Origin of the sequence: Microbacterium thalli, assembly GCF_028737325.1 — a bacterium.
Classification (GTDB): domain Bacteria; phylum Actinomycetota; class Actinomycetes; order Actinomycetales; family Microbacteriaceae; genus Microbacterium; species Microbacterium thalli.
The window spans coordinates 1,195,870-1,222,583 of sequence record NZ_JAQZCH010000001.1 but is presented as its reverse complement, the minus strand read 5'-3'; the positions used below and the strand labels follow the sequence as shown (position 1 = coordinate 1,222,583).

The 26,714-nt window shown below is 71.4% G+C and carries 25 protein-coding genes; 3 read left to right on the top strand and 22 right to left on the bottom strand.

From position 1 onward, the window contains the following. Positions 1-5 precede the first annotated feature (5 nt). Genes PUW82_RS05965 through gabT form a run of 5 tightly spaced genes read right to left on the bottom strand, consistent with a single transcriptional unit; the run spans position 6 to position 6,689 of the window. Positions 6-1,472, bottom strand: coding sequence for an NAD-dependent succinate-semialdehyde dehydrogenase (locus PUW82_RS05965; RefSeq protein ID WP_274221372.1), 1,467 nt, complete (start codon positions 1,470-1,472; stop codon positions 6-8). After that, positions 1,469-3,028, bottom strand: a complete 1,560-nt coding sequence (locus PUW82_RS05960; RefSeq protein WP_274221371.1) for an APC family permease — start codon at positions 3,026-3,028, stop codon at positions 1,469-1,471. Before PUW82_RS05960 ends, PUW82_RS05965 begins: the two co-directional genes overlap by 4 nt. Beyond that, entirely contained in the window at positions 3,025-3,930 is a 906-nt protein-coding gene (locus tag PUW82_RS05955; RefSeq protein WP_274221370.1) for a universal stress protein, read from the bottom strand. Before PUW82_RS05955 ends, PUW82_RS05960 begins: the two co-directional genes overlap by 4 nt. Beyond that, complete coding sequence (locus PUW82_RS05950) at positions 3,927-5,285, bottom strand: flavin monoamine oxidase family protein (RefSeq protein WP_274221369.1); 1,359 nt, start codon at positions 5,283-5,285, stop codon at positions 3,927-3,929. The genes PUW82_RS05955 and PUW82_RS05950 overlap by 4 nt, the downstream gene beginning before the upstream one ends. A gap of 45 nt (positions 5,286-5,330) precedes the next feature. Beyond that, positions 5,331-6,689 carry a 4-aminobutyrate--2-oxoglutarate transaminase gene (gene gabT / locus PUW82_RS05945; protein WP_274221368.1) on the bottom strand — a complete coding sequence of 453 codons (1,359 nt, stop codon included), beginning with the start codon at positions 6,687-6,689 and terminating at the stop codon, positions 5,331-5,333. Positions 6,690-6,779: 90 nt separating this feature from the next. Here gabT and PUW82_RS05940 point away from each other — a divergent pair, with 90 nt between their 5' ends. Next, positions 6,780-8,324, top strand: coding sequence for a PucR family transcriptional regulator (locus PUW82_RS05940; protein WP_274221367.1), 1,545 nt, complete (start codon positions 6,780-6,782; stop codon positions 8,322-8,324). Between the two features lie 4 nt (positions 8,325-8,328). On the opposite strand, the gene PUW82_RS05935 is transcribed toward PUW82_RS05940, so the two are convergent. The 6 genes from PUW82_RS05935 to PUW82_RS05910 are packed head-to-tail and all read right to left on the bottom strand — an operon-like array spanning position 8,329 to position 13,329. Continuing rightward, positions 8,329-9,192, bottom strand: a complete 864-nt coding sequence (locus PUW82_RS05935; protein WP_274221366.1) for a MurR/RpiR family transcriptional regulator — start codon at positions 9,190-9,192, stop codon at positions 8,329-8,331. Beyond that, entirely contained in the window at positions 9,182-10,015 is an 834-nt protein-coding gene (gene phnE / locus PUW82_RS05930; RefSeq protein WP_420792724.1) for a phosphonate ABC transporter, permease protein PhnE, read from the bottom strand. The genes PUW82_RS05935 and phnE (PUW82_RS05930) overlap by 11 nt, the downstream gene beginning before the upstream one ends. Continuing rightward, a complete protein-coding gene (phnE, locus tag PUW82_RS05925; RefSeq protein ID WP_274221365.1) occupies positions 10,012-10,830 on the bottom strand; it encodes a phosphonate ABC transporter, permease protein PhnE in 819 nt (272 codons plus the stop codon). Before phnE (PUW82_RS05925) ends, phnE (PUW82_RS05930) begins: the two co-directional genes overlap by 4 nt. Then, a complete protein-coding gene (gene phnC, locus PUW82_RS05920) occupies positions 10,827-11,645 on the bottom strand; it encodes a phosphonate ABC transporter ATP-binding protein (protein ID WP_274221364.1) in 819 nt (272 codons plus the stop codon). The genes phnE (PUW82_RS05925) and phnC overlap by 4 nt, the downstream gene beginning before the upstream one ends. Next, positions 11,642-12,616, bottom strand: a complete 975-nt coding sequence (locus PUW82_RS05915) for a phosphate/phosphite/phosphonate ABC transporter substrate-binding protein (protein WP_274221363.1) — start codon at positions 12,614-12,616, stop codon at positions 11,642-11,644. Before PUW82_RS05915 ends, phnC begins: the two co-directional genes overlap by 4 nt. A 44-nt stretch (positions 12,617-12,660) precedes the next feature. After that, positions 12,661-13,329 (bottom strand): HAD family hydrolase, encoded by a 669-nt coding sequence (locus tag PUW82_RS05910; protein ID WP_274221362.1) that lies wholly within the window; start codon positions 13,327-13,329, stop codon positions 12,661-12,663. Positions 13,330-13,409: 80 nt separating this feature from the next. Between PUW82_RS05910 and PUW82_RS05905 the strand changes: the two genes are divergently transcribed. Further along, the gene (locus PUW82_RS05905) at positions 13,410-14,135 is read left to right on the top strand and encodes an amino acid deaminase (protein WP_274221361.1); all 726 of its coding nucleotides are present in this window, start codon (positions 13,410-13,412) and stop codon (positions 14,133-14,135) included. Positions 14,136-14,150: 15 nt separating this feature from the next. Here the strand turns inward: PUW82_RS05905 and PUW82_RS05900 are convergent, their stop codons facing one another. The 4 genes from PUW82_RS05900 to PUW82_RS05885 are packed head-to-tail and all read right to left on the bottom strand — an operon-like array spanning position 14,151 to position 17,743. Next, entirely contained in the window at positions 14,151-14,804 is a 654-nt protein-coding gene (locus tag PUW82_RS05900; protein WP_274221360.1) for a response regulator, read from the bottom strand. Further along, a complete protein-coding gene (locus PUW82_RS05895) occupies positions 14,801-15,973 on the bottom strand; it encodes a sensor histidine kinase (RefSeq protein WP_274221359.1) in 1,173 nt (390 codons plus the stop codon). The genes PUW82_RS05900 and PUW82_RS05895 overlap by 4 nt, the downstream gene beginning before the upstream one ends. Positions 15,974-15,989: 16 nt before the next feature. Next, complete coding sequence (locus tag PUW82_RS05890) at positions 15,990-16,865, bottom strand: ABC transporter permease (protein WP_274221358.1); 876 nt, start codon at positions 16,863-16,865, stop codon at positions 15,990-15,992. Next, the gene (locus PUW82_RS05885; RefSeq protein ID WP_274221357.1) at positions 16,862-17,743 is read right to left on the bottom strand and encodes an ABC transporter ATP-binding protein; all 882 of its coding nucleotides are present in this window, start codon (positions 17,741-17,743) and stop codon (positions 16,862-16,864) included. The genes PUW82_RS05890 and PUW82_RS05885 overlap by 4 nt, the downstream gene beginning before the upstream one ends. A 95-nt stretch (positions 17,744-17,838) precedes the next feature. On the opposite strand from PUW82_RS05885, the gene PUW82_RS05880 reads away from it, so the two are divergent. After that, positions 17,839-19,038, top strand: coding sequence for a pyridoxal phosphate-dependent aminotransferase (locus PUW82_RS05880; RefSeq protein ID WP_274221356.1), 1,200 nt, complete (start codon positions 17,839-17,841; stop codon positions 19,036-19,038). A 64-nt stretch (positions 19,039-19,102) separates the two neighbouring features. Here PUW82_RS05880 and PUW82_RS05875 read toward each other — a convergent pair whose 3' ends face one another. Genes PUW82_RS05875 through PUW82_RS05845 form a run of 7 tightly spaced genes read right to left on the bottom strand, consistent with a single transcriptional unit; the run spans position 19,103 to position 26,706 of the window. Then, a complete protein-coding gene (locus PUW82_RS05875) occupies positions 19,103-20,239 on the bottom strand; it encodes a UDP-N-acetylmuramate dehydrogenase (protein WP_274221355.1) in 1,137 nt (378 codons plus the stop codon). Positions 20,240-20,241: 2 nt separating this feature from the next. Further along, positions 20,242-20,649 carry a MaoC/PaaZ C-terminal domain-containing protein gene (locus PUW82_RS05870; protein ID WP_274221354.1) on the bottom strand — a complete coding sequence of 136 codons (408 nt, stop codon included), beginning with the start codon at positions 20,647-20,649 and terminating at the stop codon, positions 20,242-20,244. Continuing rightward, on the bottom strand, positions 20,646-21,095 hold the full coding sequence (locus tag PUW82_RS05865) for an FAS1-like dehydratase domain-containing protein (protein ID WP_274221353.1): 450 nt from the start codon (positions 21,093-21,095) through the stop codon (positions 20,646-20,648). The genes PUW82_RS05870 and PUW82_RS05865 overlap by 4 nt, the downstream gene beginning before the upstream one ends. Before the next feature lie 9 nt (positions 21,096-21,104). After that, complete coding sequence (locus PUW82_RS05860; RefSeq protein WP_274221754.1) at positions 21,105-21,941, bottom strand: sulfite exporter TauE/SafE family protein; 837 nt, start codon at positions 21,939-21,941, stop codon at positions 21,105-21,107. Next, positions 21,941-22,891, bottom strand: a complete 951-nt coding sequence (locus PUW82_RS05855; protein ID WP_274221352.1) for a DUF2510 domain-containing protein — start codon at positions 22,889-22,891, stop codon at positions 21,941-21,943. The genes PUW82_RS05860 and PUW82_RS05855 overlap by 1 nt, the downstream gene beginning before the upstream one ends. A 42-nt stretch (positions 22,892-22,933) precedes the next feature. Beyond that, on the bottom strand, positions 22,934-24,982 hold the full coding sequence (locus PUW82_RS05850) for an ABC transporter ATP-binding protein (protein ID WP_274221351.1): 2,049 nt from the start codon (positions 24,980-24,982) through the stop codon (positions 22,934-22,936). Then, positions 24,979-26,706, bottom strand: a complete 1,728-nt coding sequence (locus tag PUW82_RS05845) for an ABC transporter ATP-binding protein (RefSeq protein WP_274221350.1) — start codon at positions 26,704-26,706, stop codon at positions 24,979-24,981. The genes PUW82_RS05850 and PUW82_RS05845 overlap by 4 nt, the downstream gene beginning before the upstream one ends. Positions 26,707-26,714 lie beyond the last annotated feature (8 nt).

Below are 26,714 nucleotides of genomic sequence, written 5' to 3'. Positions count from 1 at the left end.
TTCGTTCAGTCGGCCGGGATCAGGGTGTACTTGGTCGAGAGGTACTCGTGGATGCCCTCGAGGCCTCCCTCACGTCCGACACCGGACTGCTTCACACCGCCGAACGGCGCCGCGGCGTTCGAGACGACCCCGACGTTGAGGCCCATCATGCCGGTCTCGAGCCGGTCGATCATCCGGTGTCCGCGCGCCAGGTCCTGCGTGAAGACGTACGAGACGAGCCCGTACTCCGTGTCGTTCGCGAGCCGGACGGCCTCGTCCTCGTCCGAGAACGTGGCGATGGCGAGCACCGGCCCGAAGATCTCCTGGCGCAGGATGTCGCTGCCGGCGACGACCTCGGTGACGACGGTCGGCTCGAAGAAGCTGCCCTCGCCCTCGATCGCCGACCCGCCGGTCCGCAGGGTCGCGCCACGCGAGACGGCGTCGTCGACGAGCTCACGCGTCTTCGCGACGGCACGGTCGTCGATGAGCGGCCCGATCTGCACACCGTCCTCGGTGCCGCGGCCGATCTTCATCGCGGCGACGCGCTCGGTGAGCCGGTCCGCGAACGCGTCGGCGATCGACTCGTGCACGATGAAGCGGTTCGCCGCGGTGCAGGCCTGTCCGATGTTGCGGAACTTCGCCAGCATCGCGCCGTCCACGGCCTTGTCGAGATCCGCATCGTCGAACACGACGAACGGCGCGTTGCCGCCGAGCTCCATCGAGACCCGCAGCACACCCTCGGCGGCCTGCTCGATGAGCTTGCGACCGACCGGGGTCGACCCCGTGAACGACAGCTTCCGCAGCCGCGGGTCGGCGATGATCGGCGCGGCCACCTCGCTCGAACGCGTCGCGTTGACGACGTTGACGACGCCCTTCGGCAGCCCGGCCTCTTCGAGCAGCTGCACGAACAGCACCGTGGTCAGCGGCGTGAGGGCCGCCGGCTTCACCACGACCGTGCACCCGGCCGCGAGCGCCGGCGCGATCTTGCGCGTGGCCATCGCCAACGGGAAGTTCCACGGCGTGATGAAGAACGACGGACCCACCGGCCGCTGCGAGACGATCATCCGCCCCGTGCCTTCCGGGTTGAGCCCGTAGCGCCCGGAGATGCGCACCGCCTCTTCGCTGAACCACCGCAGGAACTCGCCACCATAGGTCACCTCGCCCCGCGCCTCGGCCAAGGGCTTGCCCATCTCGAGGGTCATGAGCAGCGCAAGGTCCTCGCGGCGCTCCTGCACGAGGTCGAACGCGCGTCGCAGGATGTCGCTGCGGGTGCGCGGCGACGTCGCCGCCCACGCGTCCTGGGCGGCCACGGCGGCGTCGAGGGCGCGGATGCCGTCGGCGGGCGACGCATCGGCGATCTCGACGAGCGTGCGCCCCGTCGCCGGGTCGGTGACGGCGAAGGTCGCGCCGCCCTCGGCTTCCACCCATTCGCCGCCGATGAACAGGCCGCGCTGCAGCCCCGCCAGCAGCCGGGTCTCGTCCTCGTGCGTCATCGCGTCACTCCTCTCCGGCGCCGGCTCACCGGCGCGTCCTTCGTCAGCGTCTCTCCCCGGAAGAATGCCGGACGCCTCACGGCCTGCCACACCATCACGGCGACGCCGATGAGGATGACGCCCACCCCGAGGATGAACACGAGCCCGATGCCACCGATCTGCGAGCCACTGCCGTACGCCGGGTCCATCGTGTCGATCAGCGTCGTCACGAACAGCACGGCGAGGATGGCACCGCCGATCAGCGGGAACAGGAACGTGAAGAACACGTTGCGCACCGAATCGAACCACTGCCGGCGGAAGTACCAGACGCAGGCGAATGCCGTCAGCCCGTAGTAGAAGCAGATCATCATGCCGAGGGCGAGGATCGTGTCCCAGAGGATGTTCTCGCTGACGATGCGCATCACGACGTAGAAGGCCGAGGCGGCGACCGCCGAGACGACGGTCGCGTAGCCGGGGGTGAAGAACCGCGGGCTGACCTTGGCGAACTGCTCGGGCAGCGCACCGTAGTGACCCATCGCCAGCAAGGTGCGCGCCGGGCCCACGATCGTCGACTGCAGCGACGACGCCGAGCTGGTCAGCACCGCGAGCGACACGAGGAAGGCCAGCGGCCCGAGGACCGGACCCGACAGGTGGAAGAAGACGTTCTCCTGGATGTCCTCGTTGCCGAGTCCCAGCTCGCCGGTGCCGACACCGGCGAACATGATCATCGCGATCGCGAGCAGCAGGTAGAGCGCCACGATCATGACGACCGTGATCGTCGCCGCACGCCCAGGCGTGCGCTGCGGGTCCTTCGCCTCCTCGTTCATCGTGAGGGTGACGTCCCACCCCCAGAAGATGAAGATCGACAGCGACAGGCCCGCCGCGAACGCGCTGAACGACGGCACGGCGAACGGGTTGAACCACGACCAGTCGAAGGATGTCGCATCGAATGCGTTCCCCGACACGGTCTCGACGATCGCGGCGCCGGCGAAGAGCACGAGCACGACCACCTGGAAGGCGACGAGGCCGTACTGCAGCTTCTGCGTCGTCTGCAGGTCGCGGTACGACACGAAGGTCGCCGCCGCGACGAACAGCACGCACACGAGGACGTTGATCCAGGTGACGGCGGCGAGGTCGGCGATCGCCTCCTGCCCGGTCATCTGGGCGATCAGCAGGAACAGGAAGTCCACGGCGACGCCGGCGAGGTTCGACAGCACGAGGATGGTCGCCGCGACCAGGCCCCACCCCGCCATCCACCCCACCCACGGGCCGAACGCCCGGGTCGCCCACGTGAAGCTCGTTCCCGAGTCGGGCATGCGGTTGTTGAGTTCCCGGTAGCCGAACGCCACGAGCAGCATCGGGATGAAGCCGACGAGCACGATCGCCGGCACCTGCAGCCCCACGACGGATGCCGTCGGTCCGACGGCCGCCGTGAACGTGTAGGCCGGCGCGATCGACGAGATACCGATGACGACGGCCCCCAGCAGGCCCACCGTCCCGACGCTCAGCCCCTTGCGGGAGATGCCTCCGGTGACCGGGTCACCCGCGGGTACCTGGGATGCCTCAGCTCTGGTCATGCGCTCGCTCCTTCGCGCTCGCTGCGGGTGCGGGGCACCACGATCATGGGGGCGGTCACGACGCGCAGCATCCGGGCCGCCGTCGAGCCGAGGAACAGCCGGCGCGGCTGCGCCAGACGACTGGAACCGACGAGGACGATCTCGCCGGCCTCCCACTCGAGCTGCCCGGCGGCATCCTCGATCCCGTCGCCGGCCGCGACGACCGCCGTCACGTCGGCGTCGGCGGGAAGAGCCGATCGCACCTCGCCCAGCACCTCCTGCGCGTGGGTGTCGCTGACCGTTCGGATGGCGCCGGTGTCGAGGCCGGCGGGCAGGTCGAGCGCGACGAGCGAGAGCAGCCGCACCGGAACGCCCGTCGCCGCGGCCAGCCGGATGGTCTCCTCGACCAGCAGCTCCGTTCCCTCGCGCTCCCCCACCGCCGCGGTCAGGCGCGTGATCCCGGTCTCGAGCGTGATGCGCCGCGCGCCGCGCGGGACGAGAGCCACCGGAACATCGGAGGAATGCACCAGCTCGGTCGCGGTCGTGCCGAGGCGATGGCGCCCGCGGTGGCCGCCGTCGGCGCCGCCGACCACGATCAGCGATGCACCGAGCTCGTCCGCCGTGTCGACGAGGCCGGCCGCGACCGACTCGCCGTACCGGACGTGGGCGCGGTGCGGGATCTCCTCGGGCACCGTCGCGGCGCCCTCCCGCAACCACCCGGCCGCCTGCTCGCGCACGAGGCGCTCGTACCCGGCGTCGGGCGGCACGATCCCCGGCTTCTGCGCGGGCAGAACGAGCACGAGGTGCAGAGCCGAACCGGATGCCGCGGCCAGGCGGCTCGCGAAGGCGACCGCGTCACGGCCGGCCTTGGTCGCCGTGTAGCCGACGACGATGCGGTCGCCACCGCCGAGGGGAGCGCTCATGCCCGGTCCGCCGCGAGGATCTCGTCAGCGACGCGGTGCCCCATGCGGATCGCGCCGTCGACGTGCTGGTAGCCCAGGCCCGCAAGGTCGCTGCAGGCGACATGCAGCGGATCGACCAGTTCGAGCTGCTCGGCACCGTAGCGGGTGAGACCGCCGAGGTCGAAGCTCGCCGCGTACGCGCCGCGGGTCCACTCCTCGCTGCCCCAGTCGCTCTCGTAGTAGACGACCGGCTGCTTCGCCTCGGGGCCGTAGTAGTGCGAGAGCGACTCGAGGATCCGCTCGCGGCGCTCGTCGGCCGACAGGCGGAAGAGGTCGTCGGCGGTACGGTCCGACACGAACGCCACGAGCGTGCCGCGCTCGTCACCGTGGTTGGTGTTGTCGTACGCCTCGTGCGACACCTCGTACGGGCTGAACGCCGTGCCCGAGAGCCCCTGCTCGCGCCAGAACGGGCGGTCGTAGACGGCGTGCACCTTGATGACGAACCCCATCGAGAGGTGCTGGTGCATCTGGTGCTTGAGCCGCGGCAGCGGGGGCACGAAGGTGATGCGGTTGTAGAGCACGGGCGCCACGGCGAGCACGACGCGCCGTGCGCGGACGGTGAGCTCGTCGGTGCGCAGGACGGCGCCGGCATCCGAGTACTCGATCGTCCGCACCGGCTGGTTCAGCAGCACGTCATCGCCCAGGCGCTCGGCCAGCCGCAGGGGCACCCGCTGCAGACCGCCGACCACGCGCTTGTCGAGGATGAAGTCGGCGTCGACGAGGTTCGAGTACGACCCCGCCGAGGCGGCCATCAGCAGCGACTGCAGTAGCGAGAACGAGTGCGTCGGCTTGGTCAGCATCGCCGATCCGGTGGCGAAGGCGAGGTTGCGCACCGCCTCGTCGTCATCGGTCTGCTGACGCAGCCAGGCATCCCACGAGATGGTGTCCCACTCGGCGGCGCGCTCGTGCGCCCACGGCCGGTCGGGGTCGATCTCGGCGACCATGGCGTCCAGACGCTCGGTGATCTCGTCGATGACGCGCTCGGTCTCGGGCGCCACGGGGAACATCTCGCCCCGGAACCGCCGCGCCTCGCCATCGGGACCGACGTACACGCTGTCGCCGTCGCGATAGCGCTCGTAGGTCTCGAGCCCGAGGTCGGCCAGCGTCTCGATGAGCGCGTGCTGGTCGGGTGAAACCCACTGCCCGCCGAGCTCGAGCATCGCGCCGTCGATCTCCTCGGTCCACAGCCGGCCTCCGACGCGCTCGCGCGCCTCGAGCACGACGACCGACAGGCCGGCCTTGCGCAGGTCGTTCGCCGCGGTCAGGCCGGCGGCGCCGGCTCCGACGATCGCGACGGCGCGGGTGATCTCAGTCATTGCGACTCCTTCGTTCCGATGCGTGAGGTGCGGGGCCGGGCCCGATCAGGCCGCCGCGAGGGCGGCCGCCACGACGTCGAGCCCGTCGTCGAGCAGCTCGTCCGAGATCGCCAGCGGCGGCAGGAAGCGGATGACGTTGCCGTAGGTGCCGCACGTGAGCACGATCACACCCTGCGCGATGCACGCCTTCGCGACGGCCGCGGTCAGGGCGGCATCCGGCGCGCCCGTCTCGGGGTCGACGAACTCGGCCGCGATCATGGCGCCGAGTCCGCGCACCTCGCCGACGCGCGGGTCGGCCGCACGGAGCGCCTCGAGGCGCGTGGTGAGGTGTTCGCCGAGCTGCCGCGCGCGTTCGATGAGCCCGTCGTTCTCGAACGCGTCGATCGCGGCGAGCGCAGCCGCGCAGGCGACGGGGTTGCCCCCGTACGTGCCGCCCAGCCCGCCCGGGTGCGACGCATCCATGATCTCGGCGCGCCCGGTGACGGCGGCGAGCGGCAGGCCGGCGGCGATGCCCTTGGCGGTCGTGATGAGGTCGGGGACGATGCCGAAGTGCTCGCTGGCGAACATCGCGCCGGTGCGGGCGAACCCGGTCTGCACCTCGTCGGCGATGAAGACGACGCCGTGCTCGCGGCACCAGTCGGCCAGCGCCGGCAGGAACCCGTCGGCGGGGACGATGAAACCGCCCTCGCCCTGGATCGGCTCGATGATGACCGCGGCGAGGTTGTCGGCGCCGATCTGCTTCTCGATCAGCGAGATCGACCGGGCCGCGGCATCGGCACCCGAGAGGCCGTCGCGGAACGGATACGACATCGGCGCCCGGTAGACCTCGGGCGCGAACGGGCCGAAGCCGCTCTTGTAGGGCATCGACTTCGCCGTCAGCGCCATCGTCAGGTTGGTGCGTCCGTGGTAGCCGTGATCGAAGGCGACGACCGCGGAGCGTCCCGTCGCCTTGCGCGCGATCTTCACCGCGTTCTCGACCGCTTCGGCGCCGGAGTTGAACAGCGCCGTCTTCTTCTCGTGGTCGCCGGGGGCGAGCCGGTTCAGGGCCTCCGCGACGGCGACGTAGGACTCGTAGGGCGAGACCATGAAACAGGTGTGGGTGAACTGCGCGACCTGGGCCTGCACGGCAGCGACGACGGCGGGATGCGCGTTGCCGACCGAGGTGACGGCGATGCCCGACCCGAGGTCGATGAGCGAGTTGCCGTCCGCATCGACCACGACGCCGCCGCCGGCGGCCACCGCGTGGATCGGCGCGGTGTGCCCGACGCCCGCGGGCACCGCCGCCGCCTTGCGCGCCAGCAGCTCCTCGGAGCGCGGCCCCGGGATCGCGGTGACGACGCGACGCTCCTGCGGGAGGGTCGGGCCGCCGAGGGGGATGGTCGGCGTCGAGGTCATGGTGCTCATCCCGCGACAGTAGGACGCGTGCCGCCGTGGCCGCACTCGCCGCCGTGTACAGTGAGCGCACCTCTTATCGCCCGCACGTACAGGATGCCGATGTCCGCCGTCTCACAGCCCGCGCCCGCGCCGACCCTGCGGGCACTGCTCGCCCGGCGCGAGCTCGAGCTGCACCTGGCGACCGCTGCCGATGATGCGGCGCTCGACGCCGGCGTGCGCTGGGTCCACAGCTCGGACCTCGCCGACCCCACCCCGTTCCTGTCGGAGGACGTCGTGCTGCTGACGACGGGCACTCAGTTCGTCGACGGTTTCCTCGACGGCGGCGCCGACGGCGAGAGCAGCGGCGCCGAGGACTACGTCACGCGGCTGCGGGCCCGAGGCGTCCGCGGCCTGGGCTTCGGCACCGAGGTCGTGCGCGACGGCATCCCCGAATCGTTGCGCGCCGCGTGCGAGCGCGCCGGCATCCCGCTGTTCGAGGTGCCCTATCGGACCCCCTTCATCGCCGTGGCGCGAGCCGCCGCCGAGGCGATCGCGGCCCAGGCCTACGCCCGTCGCAGCTGGGCGCTCGACGCGCAGCGCGCCCTCGCCCTCGCCGCGCTGCGACCCGACGGCTTCGACGCGACCCTGGCCGAGCTCGCCCGTCAGCTCGGCGCCTGGGTCGGGCTGTACGACGCGTCGGGCGCACTGTCGCACGCGCACGGCGCGGCCGACGTCGGCGCGAACTCCCGGCTGCGCGAGGCCGTCGACGCCGAAGCCGCCGCTCTGCTCCGACGCGGCGGCGGCACCGGCGCCGCGATGCGACTGCACGGCACCGCGGTGACCCTGCAGACCCTGGGGTCCGGCGGGCGCCGCGGCGTCCTCGCCACGGCGGGCGTCGACCTCGACCAGGAGGCGCGCGCCGTCGTGACCGCCGTGGTCGGGACGACGGGGCTCGCGCTCGAGCAACGGCGGATGACGGCGGGTGCGTGGAGCCGGCTGCGGGCGGCGCTCGTCGACCTCCTCGTCGGGGGCCGCCCCGAGCTCGTCCGCGACGTTGCCGTGGATGCGTGGGGCGGCCACCCGTCCGCGCCGTACGTCGTCGCGCTGGCCGACAGCGCCGCCCCCACGGGCGCCCGCGAGCTGCTCGACCAGCTCGCCACGAACGGCCGCCTGTTCTACGGCCGCGACGACGACGGCGTGCTGCTCGTGGCAGCGGCATCCGACCGCCCCCTGCTCGACGACGTCGCCGAGCGCCTGACCTGGCGCCTCGGCGTCGCCGACGCGGCGACCGACGCCGACCTCGCCACCGCGCGCGAGCGGGCGCGCCTGGCCCGTGACCGGGGCCGTCTTGGCGCCGCGACCGACATCGCCGACGCCCCCGGCGACCTGCTCGGCGATCTCGCGACGCCGGCCGCGCGAGCGCGAGCGGGCGCGGAGCTCGAGCGCCTGCGCAGCCACGACGCCCGCCACGGCACCGCGCTGACCGCGACCCTGACGACCTGGCTCGAGCACGACGGCGCGCACGAGGCGACGGCCCGCGCTCTCGGCCTGCACCGGCACACCATCCGCGCACGGATCGCGCTCGCGCAGCGGCTGCTCGGGCGCGACCTGTCGTCGTTCCCCGACCGCGCCGCGGTGTGGGCAGCTCTGCGCCTGTCGGGCTGATCGCTCAGCGGTCGAGCGCGGCCTCGCCGAGGTTGTCGGAGAGGATCTCGAGCACCTGCGCGCGCACCGCGCCACCGGCATCCGGCATCCGCGACGCCACCTCGTCGACGAACGCCTCGACGAACAGCGCATGTGCCGCGCGCGAGGTGTGCTCGAGCTCGTCGCGGAAGCTCGTGCCGGCGGGTGCGATCACCAGCGCGTGCGTCGCGAGGTCGACCAGCGGCGATGCCGCGAACGAGGTGATCGCGATGACCGCCGCTCCCCCGCGGGCTGCCGCCGACGCGGCGCGCAGGCTCGCCTCGTTCGCGCCCGAGCCGCTGACGACGACGCACACGTCGCGCGCTCCGAGCTGGCGCGCCGAGATCTGCTGCGCGATCGCGTCAGCGATGACTTCCGCCGGTCGGCCCGCCGCCGTCAGCCGCATCGCGAGATCGCTCGCGATCGGCGACGAGAGCCCGTTGGCGACGACGAGCAGCCGACCGGCACCGACGACGGCGTCGCGGGCCCGCTCGAGCCCCTCGGCGTCGAGCAGGCTCGTCGACGCCGGCAGCGCCGCGGCGGCCCGGTCGATCGCCGTCCGCAGACGTCCGAGCACACCGCCCCCGTGATCGGTGACGGCCGGAGCGCCCGAGCCGAGCTCAGCGGCGAGCGCGACCCGCAGCTGCGGGTAGCCGCGGAAGCCGAACGTCTGGCAGGCGCGCACGACCGACGACCGCGCGACGCCGGCCCGGTCGGCGAGCTGCTGGGCCGTCAGCTCGACGACCTCGTCGGGTGCGTCGAGGATCGCGTCGGCGACGCGTCGCTCGGTCGGCTGCATGCTGTTACGCAACGCCTGGATGCGAACGGTGGGCGGGGCGTTACCGGACACGTGCGCCCTCCATGATCCGTCGGCGGATGCGGCCCGAGACGCCGTCGATCGCCATCGTCACGGCGATGACCACGATCAGCAGCATCCCCACCGTCGACCACTCACGGTACTGGGTGTACGTCGTGAGCATGTCGCCGATCCCGCCCACGCCGATGAGTCCCAGCACAGCCGATGACCGCACGTTGATCTCGAAGCGGTACAGCCAGAACGACAGGAACACCGGCGTCGCCTGCGGCCATACGCCCCATCGCAGCACCTGCGCGGGACTGCCGCCGGCCGAGCGGGCGGCCTCGATCGGGCCCGGCGGCACGGCCTCGACGGCTTCGTAGCCCCACTTGCCGAGCGTGCCGACGCCGTTGATCGCGAGCGCGAGGGCTCCCGTGAGCGGCGTCAGTCCCGTCATCGAGAGGATGATGATGGCGAAGATGATCTCGGGCACCGCGCGGATCGTCGAGAACACGAAGCGCAGCAGGGCCCGCAGCCACGCGGGGCCGAAACCGCGGGCGGCGACGAGACTGAGCGGCGTGGCGATGAGGATGCCGAGGACGGTGCCCACCCATGCCATCTGCACGCTCTGCCAGGTCTGCCACAGGGCGTCGGGCAGCTTCTCCCACGTCGGCGACGAGAACATGAGCCAGCCGTACCGCACCAGTTCGGACGGCAGGTCGGCCAGGCGCGTCCACGTGATGTCGACCGACCAGAACGCGAGGACGACCACGACGGTCACCGCCGCGCCGATCGCCCAGCGGCCGAGGCGGCGCGGGCGCGGGGGCGCCACGAGGACGGGGGTCCGGGGCGGGTGCGCGAGGACGGGAGCGGTCACGTGAGCCTCCGACGGAGAGCGGAACTCGCGGCGTCGATGACGAGCACGACGACGAGGATCTCGAGGATGATGAGCGACAGCTGGTCGTACCGGTAGAAGGTGCGGACCGCGTCGATGATGAGTCCCATGCCGCCGGCACCGACGAGCCCGAGCACGGTCGAGGCGCGCACGTTGAGCTCGAGCACGTAGAGGGTCTGCGCCGCGTAGGCGGGCCAGGTGTCGGGCAGCGCGAGCGTGCGGTTGATCTGCAGCTGCGTCCCCCCGGCCGCGCGCCCCGCTTCGAGGGGGCCGGTGTCCATGGCGTCGATCGACTCCGAGACGAGCTTGACGACGATGCCGACGTTGAACACGACGAGGGCGAGGATGCCGGGCAGCGCCCCGACACCCACCATGGCGACGAGGATCGCCGCCGACAGCAGATCCGGAACGCTGCGCACGATGTTCAGCGCGGTGCGCACGGCACCACGGGCCCACCGGTTCGGGTTGGTCGGGCGCGCGGCCCAGAGGCTGAGCGGAAGCGACAGCGCGGCGCCGACGACGGTGCCGATGACGGCCATCTGCAACGTCTCGAGCAGCGGCGCCACCGTCCGCGGGAAGAACGACCAGTCGGGCTGCAGCAGACCGAGGACCTTGTCGGCGCCGTGCTGCCAGTTGCGGACGATGCCCGAGAGGTCGAGGCCGACCCCGATGCCCGGCAGGCAGGTCACGACGGTGATGGCCGCCACGACCGCCGCGACGATCCAGGGCACGGCGCGGCCGGGCGGACGCGTCGGCACCACGAGGCTGTTCGGGGCCACCGAGCTCGTGCCGCTCACGCGTCGAGCCGGTCCTCGGCCGTCAGCGACCGGCCGTAGATGCCCGCGAAGTCGGCGTCGGTGGCATCCGCCGCCGTCCCGTCGTAGACGACCTCTCCCCCGCGCATCCCGATGAGGCGCACCCCGTAGGTGCGTGCGAGATCCAGCAGGTGCAGGTTGACCAGCACCGTGATGCCGAGGTCGAGGTTGACGCGCTGCAGGTCCTTCATCACGCCGTGCGCGGTCGGCGGGTCGAGGCTCGCGACGGGCTCGTCGGCGAGGACGATGCGCGGCTGCTGCGCGAGAGCGCGGGCGATCGCGACACGCTGCTGCTGACCGCCCGACAGCGCCGAGGCGCGGTCCCAGACGCGCGCCAGCATGCCGACGCGGTCGAGCGCTTCGCAGGCGAGACGCCGGTCGTCTGCGCGATAGGCGCCGACGAGGGTGCGCCACACCGGCGTGTGCGCCAGCCTGCCGACGAGCACGTTGTTCATGACGCTCGTGCGTCCGGCGAGGTTGAAGCCCTGGAACACCATGCCGATGTCGCCGCGCAGACGGCGCAGCTCTCGGCCGCGGGCGGCGTCGACCCGCACGTCGCCGACCATGAGCGAGCCGGAGGTGATGGGGACGAGCCCGTTGATGGTGCGGATGAGTGTGGACTTGCCGGAGCCCGAGAGCCCGACCACCGCCACCATCTCGCCGGCGGGGATGTCGAGCGAGACACCGCGCAGCCCCAGGGTGCCGTTCGGATAGCGCACCGTGACGTCGCGCAGCCGGATCGAGGACGGCGATGCCGGGGCCGCAGCCCCGGCATCGCCTGCGGTGGCCTCGATCACTGCAGTCCGAGAGCCTGTGCCGCGCGCGCCACGACGTCGAGCGAGTCGGCGTCGGCGGGAGCGAGCTTGGTGATCGAGTAGATGCTCTGCAGCACCTCCGAGCCCTCGGGGGTGTTCGAGAAGTCCTCGAGCGCGGTCGCGATGCGCTCGCGCAGCTCGGGCGACAGGTCGGCGCTGAGGGCGACGCCGTCGTTGGGGATCTCTTCGGTCATCGCGAACACGACGACCTTTTGACCGACATCCGGGGTGTCCTTCTGCACGATCGTGCGGGCGTCCCAGAAGCTGAACCCGACCTCGGCGTCGCCGTTGTAGACGGCGAGCACGGAGGCGTCGTTGGCGGTCACGGGCAGCTGCTCGATGTCGCTGTCGGTGTCGAGCCCCGCCTCCTGCAGCGCGAGGATCGGGTAGATGTAGCCCGCGGGCGAGCCGGGGCCGAGGACGGCGACCTTCGCGCCCTCGACCTTCGTGATCGAGTCGAGGCCGGCCGGACCGGTCATGGCGTCCGCGCCGTTGCAGAACAGCATCCCGTCGCGTTCGACGGGGGCGTCGTCGCAGTACTTGTCGGGGTTGTTGGTCATGAACTGCGCGGGGTAGCTGATGTTGCCGTTGCGCTCGGTCTGCAGCACCACCTCGGCGTCGTACATGTCGTTGGCCTGCCACAGCTGCAGCGAGGGCAGGAAACCGATCTGCGCCTGGCCGGCGCCCATCGCCTCGACCGCGGCCTGGTAGTCCTTCGAGACGACTCCGGTGACCTCGATGCCGAGCTCGTCGGTGAGGTAGTCCGTCAGCGGCGTGGCCGTCTCGACGAGGCCGTTCTGGTCCTGCGAGGGCACGAGTGCGAGCACGAGCGAGTTCGGGTCCTCCGCAGCGGCGGGGGTGTCGCCGGCGGCGGGAGAGCCGGCGCAGCCGGCGAGGGCGATCGCGGCGACGGCCGTGACGGCGGCGGCCGCGAAGAGGCGGGTGGTGCGCATGGTGATGTCCTTCGGGTGAGAGGTGTGAGAGAGGGTGTTCGGGATCAGGAGACGGATGCCGCCGCCCACGCCTCGATGCGCGGGAGCAGGTCGGTGAGGGTCGCGGCGCGGAACGTGGGCGTCGCAGCGGGGTCGGGCCACAGGCCCACGAGCGCGGTGTCGTGCCCGCGGCGGTGCGCCGGCTCGAGGTCGTTGCGCCAGATGTCGCCGACGGCCAGCACGCGGCGACCGGCTACCCCCGGCTCGTCGAGCAGGCGGTCGAGGCCGGCGGGCTTGCCCGCGTCGGTCACGATCCGGGTGAAGGCGTCGCCCAGGCCGAGGGCCGTGAGCGTCTCGGCGATGCGGATGGCGGGCGCGTTGGTGACGAGCACGCATTCGGCCGCGAGCGCGGCGGCCACCGCCGCGAGTCCGACGGGCGCCTCGACGGGAGCCTCCGCCGAGCCGAGCAGAGCACGGCTCGACAGGTAGGCGCGCGAGAGCGCGTCGGGCGCGACCCCGGCCTCCACGGCGGCGACCCGGATGACGTCGTAAGCGTCGATCGGCTGCGCGGCGGCGGCCGCAGCGACCGGCCGGAGGCCCGCGTCGACGCGGGCCAGAAACCGTTCCGGCTCGTCGGCGGAGGCGGCGGCGGCTCGCGCATAGGCGAGCACGGGGCCGTCGCCGAGCGCGACGGTTCCGTCGAAATCGAAGATGATGAGAGGAGAGTTCGGCACGAGTCGGGCTTTCTGAGTGGACGCTTCGTCCATCGTGAGGTGACCGTATGGACACAGATCCCACAGCCGATGAACGCCGAGTGAACGGCATCCGTCGCCTCGACGAGGCCTCCGCAGCGGCGAGCGCGGGCGACCTCGAGTCCGCCTGGGCCGCCGTCCCGTGGCTGCCCCGGGCGATCGCCGCCGACGCGGCATCCGGTCTGTTCGCGCTCTGGGCACGGTCGACCATCGTCGACGAGAACGTCGGCGCACCGGTGCTCTCACGGGGCGTCTTCGAGCGCCTGCACCGGGAAGCCGGACTCACGGCGGACTGGCCGATCGGCAATGCCGGCCTGCTGCACGTCTACGGCTACCTGCTGTCGACGACCCCCACCCCGTACGGCCTCAAACGCGAGCGATGGCTCGGCGCCGACCTCGCCGCCGCCTTCGGGCTCGACGACGATGCGTTCCTGCCGTGGCGACCCGGGCCGTCTCTGCTCACGCGAGTCACGGCCGCCGCCCTCGCGCTGCTCGACACCGCCCCGGTGCGCCGCGACGAGCGAGCCGGCACGTTCCGCGTCGCGCTGTCAGCCGCGCGCGGACCGGCGGCCCTGGTCTACGCCCGCACCGACGCGAGCGACCATGTCGCGGGCAACGATTCCGAGGGCAGCGACTCCGAGGGCAGCGATTCCGCGGGCAGCGACTCCGCGGGCAGCGACTCCGCGGGCGTTCGTCTGGTCACGACCTTCCCCGTGACGGATGCCGCCGCGCTGCTGGCTGCCCTGGACGCGGAGCCCGACCGGGTGCGCTGGAACGCCGCGGGCTGAGCGGTCGGCCGCCGGTCAGCGCCCCGTCGATCCCCCGCCCAGCACGCCGCGTTCGAGGGCCAGGGTCACGGCGCGTGTGCGGGTGTCGACACCGAGCTTCTCGTAGATGCGCAGCAGGTGGGTCTTGACGGTCGACTCGCCGATGCCGAGTTCCACCGCGATCCGCTTGTTGGCGTGCCCGGCCGCCACGAGCCGCAGCACATCGACTTCGCGCGGAGTGAGAGCGGATGCCGCCGGCTCGGGGTGCCGCATCCGTTCCACCAGGCGCACCGCGACGGACGGCGACAGGGCGGACTGTCCGGCCGCGACCGAGCGGATGCCCGCGACGATCTCCTCGCGCGGCGCGGCCTTGAGCAGGTAACCGCTCGCGCCGGCCTCGATGGCGGCGAGGATCTGGTCGTCGCTCTCGTACGTGGTGAGGATGAGCACGCGCGGCGCCGCGGCGTCCCCCCGCGACGCGACGATGCGCGACGTCGCGGCGACGCCGTCGACGTGCGGCATCCGCAGGTCCATCAGCACCACATCGGGCTGCAGCTCGGCGGCGAGCGCAGTCGCCTCGGCGCCGTCCGCGGCCTCGCCGACGACCTCGAAGCCGGGCTCGTCGGAGAGCAGACCGGCCAGCCCCGCCCGCACCACGGGATGGTCGTCGGCGATGAGCAGGCGGATCATGTCGCACTCCCGATGCGTCGGGCCGTCGCCGGCAGAGTCATCGTCAGGGCGGTACCCGCGCCCGCGGTCGAGGTGACGGCGACGGTGCCGCCGGCGAGCGCGACCCGCTCGGTCATGCCGTCGAGACCGTAGCCGAGCCGCGGCGACGCCGTGTCGAAGCCCCGGCCGTCGTCGCGGATCGTCAAGCGCACGCCGCCCTCGGTATCGCGGTCGACGGCGACCGTGACATGTGCGGCAGCCGCATGCTTCCGCACGTTCGCGAGGCCCTCCTGCAGGCAGCGGAGGATCACGACCTGCGCATCGCGCTCGAGCGACTCGCCCGTCTCCTCCACCGTCAAGGCGATCTGCAGGCCCGTGTCGATGCGGAAACGCTCCACGAGGCGCTCGACGGCCGCCTCGAGCGCCTGATCGCCGGGCACGGCGGCGGTCCGCGCGACGATGGCCCGGGTCTCGTCGAGCGCGTCGCGGGCCACCGCCTCGAGGTGTTCGAGGGTCGAGGCGGCGGCGGAGGCGTCTCCGCTGTGCGCGCGCCGCCGGGCCTGCTCCGCGAGGATCACGAGGCCCGCGAGCGTCTGAGCGAGCGTGTCATGGATCTCGCGGGCGAGGCGCTCGCGCTCGTGCGCCGCCCCCGCGTCGCGGCTGAGCGCCTCGACCTGCTCCTGCGCCCTCGTGAGCTCGGTCAGGAGCCGGCTGCGCTCGTCGCCGTAAGCCGCGATCGCGCTGATCCACCAGCCCATCGCGACCGAGAAGGCGACCGACAGCGCCGCCACCAGCGCGGCTTCGCGCACGACGTCGGCGGTGAAGCCGAGGCCCGCGGTGTACCCCGCGAGCACGGCCACCCCGACAGCGACCGAGCCGGCCACCCCCCAGCGCCGGCTCGGACCGAGGATCCACACGAGCGGGTAAACGATCACCTGCATCGTCGCGAGCGACGGCTCCGCGGCCGTCATGACGACGACCGCCGCGATGGCCAGGATCAGGAAGCCGATGAACCGCGCCGGGCGTTCCCGTCCGATCCCGGGGCGGCCCGCGACGTACGCCACCAGCAGCAGCCCCAGGCCCGCCAACGCCCACGGCAGCCGCGCACCCGTGTCGGCGAGCGCGACGATGATGAGGCCGAGCACCGTGACGGCGCCCACCGCGACGTCCACCCACTTCCGCCGGATCATGACCCCCATCCTGCCGTCACCGGATGCGAGATCGGATGCGGGCTGCCGCGAGCACCGTGAACGCGACGGCGACGACGGCGAGCACGACCACCGCGACCCAGACCGGTACGACACCGCCGGCGACCTGCAGCTCGATGCCGTACATGCGACTCAGCTCCTCGACCGCCGCCGGCGACGAGCCCGCCAGTTCTTCGAGCGGATCGAGGGCGAACTCGCGTCGCACGAGCATCGCCGACTGCGCGAAGGGAAGCACGCCGACCGCGTCGCGCACCGCGTCCGGGAAGGCCCCGACGGGGATGTACGCACCGGCGACGAAGCCGGTGAGCGTCCCCACGAGCGTCGACAGCCCCGAGTACGCCCCGGTGGTCCGCAGGAACGACACGACGAACGCCCACAGGGCCGTGTACGCCGCCACCGACAGCGCTGTCCAGCCCACGATGCGGGCGATCTGGCCCGCATCAGGTAACGCGCGCCCGGTCAGAGCGAGGTAGACCAGCGCGACGACGAGCACGATCAGGGTCGTCAGCAGACCGATGACGAAGGCCGAGCCGAGGTAACCGAGCACGAGCTGCGTCCGGCGCACCGGTGACACCAGGAAGTCGCGGAACCGGCCCGTCGCGGCATCCTCCACGAACGTCGACAGCGCGCCCAGCGGCGTCGTGACGGCAGCGACCGCCACAACCCCCGCGAACATCCACGAGTCCACGAAGTCCCGGGCCGCGTCGGCATCGAGCCCGGGCGCCTGCGCGAGCGAGTCGACCTGCATCTGCCCGAGGAACAGGGCATACAGCAGGAACACCACCAGCGCGCCGGTGAGGGAGAAGAACACCCCGAGCGGGTCGCGGTAGAAGAGCCGGAGGTTGCGTCCGACGTACGCCTGCACCGTCCTCATCGCGCACCCGCCTCGTCGGCGGGGCGCCCGGTGAGCGCGAGGAACACGTCGTCCATGCGGCCGTGCCGGAACTCGAAGTCGAGCACCGCGTCGCCGCGATCGGCGAGGATGCGGCGGGCTTCGGCGGCATCGGCGACGGCGATGCGCTCGTCCCCCGCGGCCGTCACGAGCGACAGGACGCTCGAGCTGTAGCGGGCCCGCAGCTCGGCGGGCGTCCCTTCGGCCACCAGGCGGCCGCGCTCGATGATGCAGACGCGATCGGCCTGTTCGGTCTCTTCGAGGTAGTGCGTCGTGAGGAACACCGTCAGTCCCGATCGCTCCCGCAACTCTTGGATCGTGCGCCAGACCATCTGACGACTCGCCGGGTCGAGCCCCGTCGTCGGCTCGTCGAGGAAGACGATCTCGGGATCGTGCAGCAGCGCGCGGGCGATGTCGGCTCGGCGGCGCTGGCCGCCCGACAGCCGGCCGTAACGCCGATCGATGAACTCTCCCAGGTCGATGATTCCCGCCAGCCGCTCGATGCGCTCGCGGATCGCGCCCGCCGTGCCGAGGTAGGGCCGCGCACGCACGGTCAGGTTCTCGCGCACCGTCAACGCCTCGTCGAGCAGCGAGTCCTGGAAGACGACCCCGATCGCCCGGCGCACCGCGTCTCCGGCGGTCCGCACATCGTGTCCAGCGACGGTGAGCGCGCCCTCATCCGGCTCAATCACCGTCGTCAGGGCGCCGATCGTCGTCGACTTACCGGCTCCGTTGGTGCCGAGGAAGGCGAAGACACCGCCCGCGGGCACCTCGAAGCTCACGTCGTCGACGGCTGTGACATCGCCGTATCTCTTGGTCAAGCCGCGCACGACGGTCGGGGCGGGCGTTCTCGTGGTCATGACTCCACCGTGCCCGCTCCGGACCGCGCGCGACAGCGGCCGTCCGGGCGAGGGGGCATCCACCATTCGGTGGACGCCGCCGCTACGCTCGGAGGGTGACCGAACGCGCACCGCTCTCCCGCAAGCTCTCCGCCATCGCCGAGTCCGCGACCCTCAAGGTCGACGCCAAGGCGAAGGCCCTGCAGGCGGCCGGCCGCCCCGTCATCTCGTACGCGGCGGGCGAGCCCGACTTCTCGACACCGCAGTTCATCGTGGATGCCGCGCAGCACGCCCTCGCCGACCCGTCCAACTACCGCTACACGCCCGCCGCCGGGCTCCCCGTGCTGCGTGAGGCGATCGCGGCGAAGACGCTGCGCGACTCGGGCCTCGAGGTGAAGCCGTCGCAGGTGATCGTCACGAACGGCGGCAAGCAGGCGGTCTACCAGGGGTTCCAGACCGTCGTGAACCCCGGCGACGAGGTGCTGCTGCCCGCGCCCTACTGGACCACCTACCCCGAGGCGATCGCCCTCGCGGACGGCATCCCGGTCGAGGTCTTCGCCGGTGCCGACCAGGAGTACAAGGTGACCGTCGAGCAGCTCGAGGCCGCGCGCACCGAGCGCACGACGGTGCTCGTCTTCGTCTCGCCGTCGAACCCGACCGGCGCCGTCTACACGCCGGAAGAGACCGCCGCGATCGGACAGTGGGCCCTCGAGCACGGCATCTGGGTGATCAGCGACGAGATCTACCAGAACCTCGTCTACGACGGCGCCCGCGCGGTCTCGATCGTCGAGGCGGTGCCCGAGCTCGCCGGTCAGACGATCCTCGTCAACGGCGTCGCGAAGACCTACGCGATGACTGGATGGCGCGTGGGCTGGATGATCGGCCCGGCCGACGCCATGAAGCTCGCCGGCAACCTGCAGTCGCACCTCAGCTCGAACGTCAACAACGTCGCGCAGCGCGCGGCGCTCGCGGCGATCACCGGCCCGCAGGACGAGGCCGAGCAGATGCGGCTCGCCTTCGACCGTCGGCGCCGCCTGATCGTCGAGGAGCTCGGCAAGATCCCCGGCGTGACGGTCCCCACCCCGCTCGGTGCGTTCTACGTGTACCCCGACGTCACCGGCCTGCTCGGCCGCAGCTGGGGCGGCACGGAGGTGACGACGTCGCTCGAACTAGCCGACCTCATCCTCGACCAGGCCGAGGTCGCCGTCGTACCCGGCGAGGCGTTCGGGCCGTCGGGCTACCTGCGCCTGTCGTACGCGCTCGGCGACGACCAGCTGCTCGAAGGCATCCACCGCCTCCAGCGTCTCTTCTCCTGACCCTCCCCTCCTGTTCCCGTTCTCGCCCCGGGTGGGCGCGGGGCGGGGCGGGGCGGGGCGGGGGTTAGAGTTCGACGCCGACGAGGACGGGCTCGGGCTGCAGGATGAGCCCGAACTCCGACTGCACGCGCTGCTGCACGAAACGGGCGAGCGCGGCGAGCTGCTCGGCACTCGCGCCACCGCGGTTCGTCAGCGCAAGCGCGTGCTTGGTCGACAGTCCGGCACGCGAGCCGGGCAGAGCGAAGCCCTTGCCGATGCCGGCGTGCTCGATGAGCCAGGCAGCGCTGACCTTCACATGCGGTTCCGCGATCTCATCCGCCGGGGCGACGCCGTAGTACTCGTTCAACGGGATGACGCGGTCGGCGACAGGGTCGGGAGCGACGGGCCACCGGGGGCACTCGGGCGGCAGGCTCCGCGCGAACGCAGCCGTGACGACAGCGTTCTGGAAGAACGATCCCGCACTCCAGGTGTCGGGGTCGGCGTCGTCGAGGACCATGCCCTTGCTCGCACGCACCGCCAGCACGGTCTCGCGCACCCAGCGCAGCGAGACGGTCGCGTCGGGGTCGAGCCCCAGCGCTCCGCGCAGCTGCGGGCCGCGGATGGCGAACTCGCCGTGCCCGACCTGCGCGAGCTCGAGCGTGATGGAGAGGATCACCGCGGGCCGCGCAGCGACCGACCCGTGGTGCTGCTTGAGCACCGAGGTGCGGAAGCCGAGGCCGAGATCGGATGCCGGCACGACGCTCACCTCACCGGTGGCCTCGTCGAGCAGCTCGACCTCGACCAGCGTCTGCACGACCTCCTGGCCGTACGCGCCGATGTTCTGCACGGGCGCAGCACCGGCGGTGCCCGGGATGCCGGACATCGCGGCGATCCCGCTCAGACCCGACGCCACCGCATACTCGACGAGATCGTCCCAGGAGTGGCCCGCCTGCACGCGCAGGCGCGTGTGACCGGGGTTCGGCGAGGGCAGCTCGTCGATGCCGGTCGTGCGCACGACGACGACGGTTCCGTCGAACGGCTCGTCGCCGACGAGCAGGTTCGACCCGCCGCCGACCACGAGCCAGGGCTCACCGTCGGCCCACAGCTCGCGCAGCACACCGACGAGCTCGTCGGTCGTGTGCGCTTCGACCATGCGCGCCGGAACCGCACCCGCACGCAGCGTCGTGAGTTCGGCCAGCGGCCGCGGTGAGACCTCCGCCACGATCAGGCAGCCGTCCGCACGCGCACCTGCGCCTTGCCGAGCACGACGGTGGCGCCGTGCTTCACCGTGAGGTCGATGCGGGCGGTCTCGGTGTCGACGGCACCGACGGTCGCCGTGACGGTCAGGGTCGCGCCGTGCTCGGCGTCGACGACGACCGGCCGCGTGAAGCGCACCCCGTATTCGACGATCCGCCCGCTGTCGCCCAGCCATTCGACGATCGTCTCGACCGCGAGCCCCATGGTGAGCATGCCGTGGGCGAGGACGCCGGGCAGTTCGACGCGTGCGGCGACGTCATCGCGGTAGTGGATGGGGTTGAAATCCCCCGAGGCCCCCGCGTAGCGCACGAGAGACTCCCGGCTGAGCTCGACCGTGCGCTCGGCGACGACCGTTCCGACTTCGAGCACGCTCATGCGTCCTCCCCTCCCACGAGCAGGACGGAGATGGCGGTGACCACGTGGGCGGCATCCGCGTCGAGGATCTCGGCCTCGCTCGTGACCATCGCTCCCTTACCGAACGCGCGGATGCCGGTGACCGTCAACTGCGCGGTCAGCTCGTCGCCCGCGACGATCGGCCGGCTGTACCGGAAGCGCTGCTCCGCATGGACGGTACGTTCGAGCGCGATGCCGGAGTCGGGCTCACCGAGCAGCTGCTGCAGCGTGAGGTCCTGGATGACCATCGCGAAGGTCGGCGGCGCGACGACGTCTGCGTAGCCGAGGGCGCGAGCGGCCTCGGGGTCGGTGTGCTGCGGGTCGGTCGCGAAGACCGCGCGCGCGAACTCGCGCACCTTCTCGCGACCGACGAGGTAGGGAGCGGTCGGCGCGAAGGCGCGCTCGACCAGATCGGGATTGACGGACACGCTCCGATTCTACCGGCGGCCCTGCGCGGCCCGGGGCTCGCGAGCGGCGGAACGACGCGTGCGATGGACCGCGATCGCCCGCCAGGCCATCTGCGCCGCGATGAAGGTCAGGAACGCTGCGAAGAGGATGTTCGCGACCATCGGGTTCAGCAGCGTCGCGATCCAGGCGCCGAGCGCGGTGGTCGTGCATGCCGCGAGTCCCACGACGACCGCGGCCAACAGGTCGACGTTGCGCCGACGCACGTTGCCGATCGTCCCCGACAGGGCGGTCGGGATCATCATCAGCAGCGACGTGCCCTTCGCGATGAGGTCGCTCGTACCGAAGAGGAACATCAGCGCAGGCACGACGATCACGCCGCCGCCGACGCCGAGGAGCCCGGCCATGACCCCGGTGAACAGTCCGAGCCCGCCGAGACCGAGACCGGTCAGCCAGGTGAGCTCGAGCACCGCGTCGCGCGACGGGACGACGATGAAGAGCATCACGACGACGACGACCAAGAAGCCGACGAAGCCCCAGCGAAGCGCGTTCTGCGGGATCTTCGCGAGCAGCCAGCTTCCGATCTGCGCACCGATGACGGCACCCACCGCGAGGATGATCGCCGGGATCCACGCGACCGAACCGGTGACGGCGTACGAGATGACGCCGACCGAGGCCGTCGGCACGATCGCCGCGAGGGACGTGCCGGCAGCCAGGCGCTGATCGAAGCCGAGCAGGAGGACCAGCAGCGGCACGATGACGGTGCCGCCGCCGACGCCGAAGAGCCCCGAGAGCAGACCCGCGGCGAGGCCGACACCGACGCACGCCAAGTAGAACCGCGGGCTGCGCCGCGCCTTGTCGCCGGCCATCACGGCTGCGACTCGACGAAGTCGTCGATGAGCCAGCCGGACCCGTCCGACACCAGCGTGTACGAGTAGGAGAAGCTGCCGGGCACGGGGTTCTCGAGCGGCAGACCTGCCTCGTCGAGCACCTGCACGAAGCTCTCGACCGTCTCGACGTAGATGGTGTCGCCTTCACGCGAGCTCGAGATGACGTTCACCTCGTAGTCGTCGACGGACTCGTTGAACACCGTCGCGGCCTGATCGAACTCGGCGCAGTCGGCGTAGCCGTAGGCCGTGAGATAGGCGGGCGTGAGCGTCGCCTTATAGGCCGTGCAGTCGATGTCGTCCCACGCGTCGTCGTAGTCCTCGACCACCTGCTCGGCGGCACGCACGTCCGCGTCCTGAGCGACGCCGCCTTCCGGGCGTCCGCCCGAGGGGTCGAGCAGATCGGCGACGAAACGCGGGATGAAGACGGCGGCGAGGATGATGAGCCCGAGCAGAACAGCGCCGAGCACGACGAACAGGATCCACAGCTTCGACTTCCGCGGCGGCGCATCCGCGGCACCGGGCTGCGCCGGGATCGCGCCGGCGTACGACGGCACGGCCCCGGGGTGCGGGGGCACCGGTCCGGGATGCGGCGGAACCGACCCGGTGAACGGCTGCGCGGACGCGTCCGCCTCGAAGACGGGCGCGGGGCCTGCGGGCGCGGGCGGCACGGGAGGCAGGGCATCGGTCGGCGTCGCGGTGTCGGGAGACGCGGCGGCCTGCTGGCTCTCGGCGAGGGAAGACTCGGTCGAGAACGGGGACTCGGTCGAGAACGGGGACTCGACCGCGGGCTCGGACGAGGCCTCGGTCGGCGACCGCGTCTCGTCGGGCTGCGGCAGCGCGTGGGTGTGCTCGGTCCACTGCTCGCCGTCCCACCACCGGAGTGCGCCGTGACCGTCGTCGTACCAGCCGGGGGGCGTCGAACTGCTCATCTCTGCCTCATTCCACATCGGGCGGCCTGCCGCCCCCTCACCCTATCCGTCGGTCGGGTTCGCGTCGGCTGGTCCCGTCACGGCGTCGACCGGGCTCTCCGCCTCGGACGCGGCGCGTTCGAATTGCGACCGGTAGAGCCGCCAGTACGCGCCTTGCGCGGCGATCAGCTCGTCGTGCGAGCCCTTCTCGACGATGTCACCGTGCTCCATGACCAGGATGAGGTCGGCATCGCGGATCGTCGACAGCCGGTGCGCGATGACGAACGAGGTGCGCCCCTCGCGCAGCGCCGACATCGCCTGCTGCAGCAAGAGCTCGGTACGGGTGTCGACCGAGCTTGTCGCTTCGTCGAGGATCAGCACGGCCGGCTGCGCGACGAACGCACGGGCGATCGTGATGAGCTGCTTCTCCCCCGCCGAGACGTTGGCCGCGTCCTCGTCGAGCACGGTGTCGTAGCCGTCGGGCAGCGAGTGCACGAAACGGTCGACGCGCGTCGCGACGGCGGCATCCATGATCTCCTGGTCGGTCGCGCTCTCGCGTCCGTAGCGAATGTTCTCGCGGATGGTGCCGGCGAACAGCCACGGGTCCTGCAGCACCATGCCGGTGCGCGAACGGACATCGTCGCGCGAGAGCTCGGAGATGTCCTGACCATCGAGCAGGATGCGTCCGCCGTCGAGCTCGTAGAAGCGCATCAGGAGATTGACGAGCGTGGTCTTGCCTGCGCCCGTCGGTCCGACGATGGCCACCGTCTGCCCGGGCTCGACGCGGAACGACAGATCGCGGATCAGCGGCTTGTCGGGCGAGTAGGCGAAGCGCACGTGGTCGAACTCGATGACGCCGCGTCCACCGGATGCCGCCCGCACCTCGGGGTCGTCGGGATCCTGCTCGTCCTCATCGAGCAGTTCGAACACCCGCTCGGCCGAGGCGGTGCCCGACTGCACGACTGCCGCCATGCCGCCGAGCTCCGACAGCGGCTGGGTGAACTGCTGCGAGTACTGGATGAAGGCCTGCACATCGCCGAGGCGGAGCTGACCGGAGGCCACCATCAGACCGCCGAGGACGGCGATGCCGACATACGACAGGTTTCCGATGAACATCATCCCGGGCATGATCAGGCCCGACAGGAACTGCGCCTTGAAGGCTGCTTCGAACAACTCGTCGTTCTCGGCCTCGAACTTCTCGCGCGCGTCGCGCTCCCGGCCGTAGACCCGCACGAGCGCGTGACCCGAGAAGGACTCCTCGACGCGCGCATTGAGCCGGCCCACCTTGCGCCACTGGGTGGCGAACGCCTTCTGCGAGCGCGGTCCGATGACGCCGAAGATCACCGCCATCAGGGGCAGCGAAACGAGGGCGACGAGCGCGAGCTGCCACGAGATGGAGAACATCATGAATAGCACGCCGAACACGGTCAGCACGCTCGTGAGCGCCGTCGAGAGCGACTGCTGCATCGTCTGGGTGATGTTGTCGATGTCGTTGGTCACCCGCGAGATCAGCTCACCGCGCTGCACCCGGTCGAAGTACGACAGCGGCAGCCGGTTGATCTTGGCCTCGACCGACTCGCGCAGACGCCACATCGTGCGGACCATGATGATGTTGATGACGAAGCCCTGCAGCCACGTGAGCACGGCCGAGCCGACGTAGATCGCCAAGACGGTCACGACGACCCACTTGAGGCGGTCGAAGTCGACCCCGGCGCCGACCTGGAAGTTCTCCATCGCGCCGACGAGGTTGGCGATGTCGGTCTGACCGGCGGCGTTGAGGGCCGCGACCACGTCTTCCTGGCTGGTGCCGGCCGGGAACTGCTCGCCGAGGTTGGCCGACACGACGCCTTCGAAGATGAGGTTCGTCGCGTCGCCGAGAACCCGCGGCGCGAGGACTGCGAGCAGCACGCCGAGCGCACCGAGCACCGTCATCAGGGCGAAAACCGCGGCGTAGGGGCGCAACAGCCCGATCATGCGCAGGAAGCTCGGTCCGAACTTCTCTGCCTTGCCCGGCGCGACGCTGTCCCAGTCGCCCGAGTTCTGTCGCGCCTGCTCGGCGAGCTCGAGCTCGAGCCGCTCGTCGTCGGTCAGGTTCTGCTCCGTCGCGCTCATGCGTCCACCCCCAGCTGCGACTGCACGATCTCGCGATACGTGTCATTGGACTCCAACAGCTCGGCATGCGTGCCGAGCCCGGCCATCCTGCCGTCGTCGAGGACGAGGATGCGGTCGGCGCCGGTCACCGTCGAGATGCGCTGCGCGACGACGACCTTGGTGACGTCGGGCAGCTCGCGCCACAGCGCCTCGCGCAGGCGGGCGTCGGTGGTGAGGTCGAGGGCCGAGAAGGAGTCGTCGAAGACGAGGACGTCGGGGCGCCGGACGATCGCGCGTGCGATCGCGAGCCGCTGCCGCTGACCACCCGAGACATTCGTGCCGCCCTGGGCGATCCGGGCGTCGAGCCCGCCCTCCATCTCGGCGACGAAATCGCGGGCCTGCGCGATCTCGAGGGCACGCCACAGCTCATCGTCGGTGGCGTCCTCACGCCCGAAGCGCAGGTTCGACGCGACCGTCCCCGTGAACAGGAAGGCCCGTTGCGGGACGTAGCCGATGCCCGCCCAGAGCTCGTCGAGGTCGGCCTGCCGCACGTCGACGCCGGCCACTCGGACCGAGCCGCCCGTGACATCGAACAACCGCGGGATGAGCGACACGAGCGTCGTCTTGCCCGAGCCGGTCGAGCCGACGACGGCGACCGTCTCGCCCGGCGCCGCGCGGAACGAGATGCCCTCGAGCACGGCGGAGTCCGCTCCGGGATAGGTGAACGAGACGTCGTCGAAGACGATCGCGCCGGGTTCGGTGAACGTCCGCACCGGGTCGGCGGGGCGCTCGAGCGCGTCGTGCGACGCCAGCACCTCGCCGATGCGATCGGCCGACACGGCGGCCCGCGGGATCATGATCGTCATGAAGGTGGCCATGAGGACGCCCATGAGGATCTGGCCGACGTACTGCATGAAGGCGAAGAGGGTGCCGATCTGCACGTTGCCCTGATCGACCTGGATGCCGCCGAACCAGATGACCCCGACCACGGTGACGTTCAGCACGAGCATCGCGAGCGGGAACATCAGGACGAACAGCGAGCCGACCTTGCGCCCGACGATCATGATGTCGGTGTTGGCGCCGCGGAAGCGCTCCTCTTCGATCCGCTCGCGCACGAAGGCGCGGACGACGCGGACGCCGGTCAGCTGTTCGCGCATGATGCGGTTGACGTTGTCGAGACGCGTCTGGAACTGCCGGAACAACGGCACCATCCGGCTGATGATGATGCCGGCGACCACGAGCAGGAGCGGCACCGAGACGCCGATCAGCCAGCTGAGTCCGACGTCCTGCTGCAACGCCATGATGACGCCGCCGATGGCGAGCATGGGAGCGGTGACGAGCATCGTCGCACCCATCATGGCGAGCATCTGAACCTGCTGGACGTCGTTGGTGTTGCGCGTGATGAGGGTGCCCGGCCCGAACCGTGAGACCTCGCGCTCGGAGAAACCGCTCACCTTCTCGAAGACGTCGCGGCGGATGTCGCGGCCCGCGGCCATCGCGGCACGTGCGGCGCACAGCGTCGCGATGACGGCGGCGATGATCTGGCCGAGGGCGATGAGCAGCATGATCGCGCCGCGCGACCAGATGTAGGCCGTGTCGCCCTGGGCGACGCCGTTGTCGATGATGTCGGCGTTGAGGCGCGGCAGGTAGAGGGAGGCCATCGCCGAGCCGAACTGGAACACCAGCACGCCCAGGAGCAGCAGCCGATAGGTGCGCAGATAGCGGATCAGGAGCTTGCCGAGCATGGTTCTCC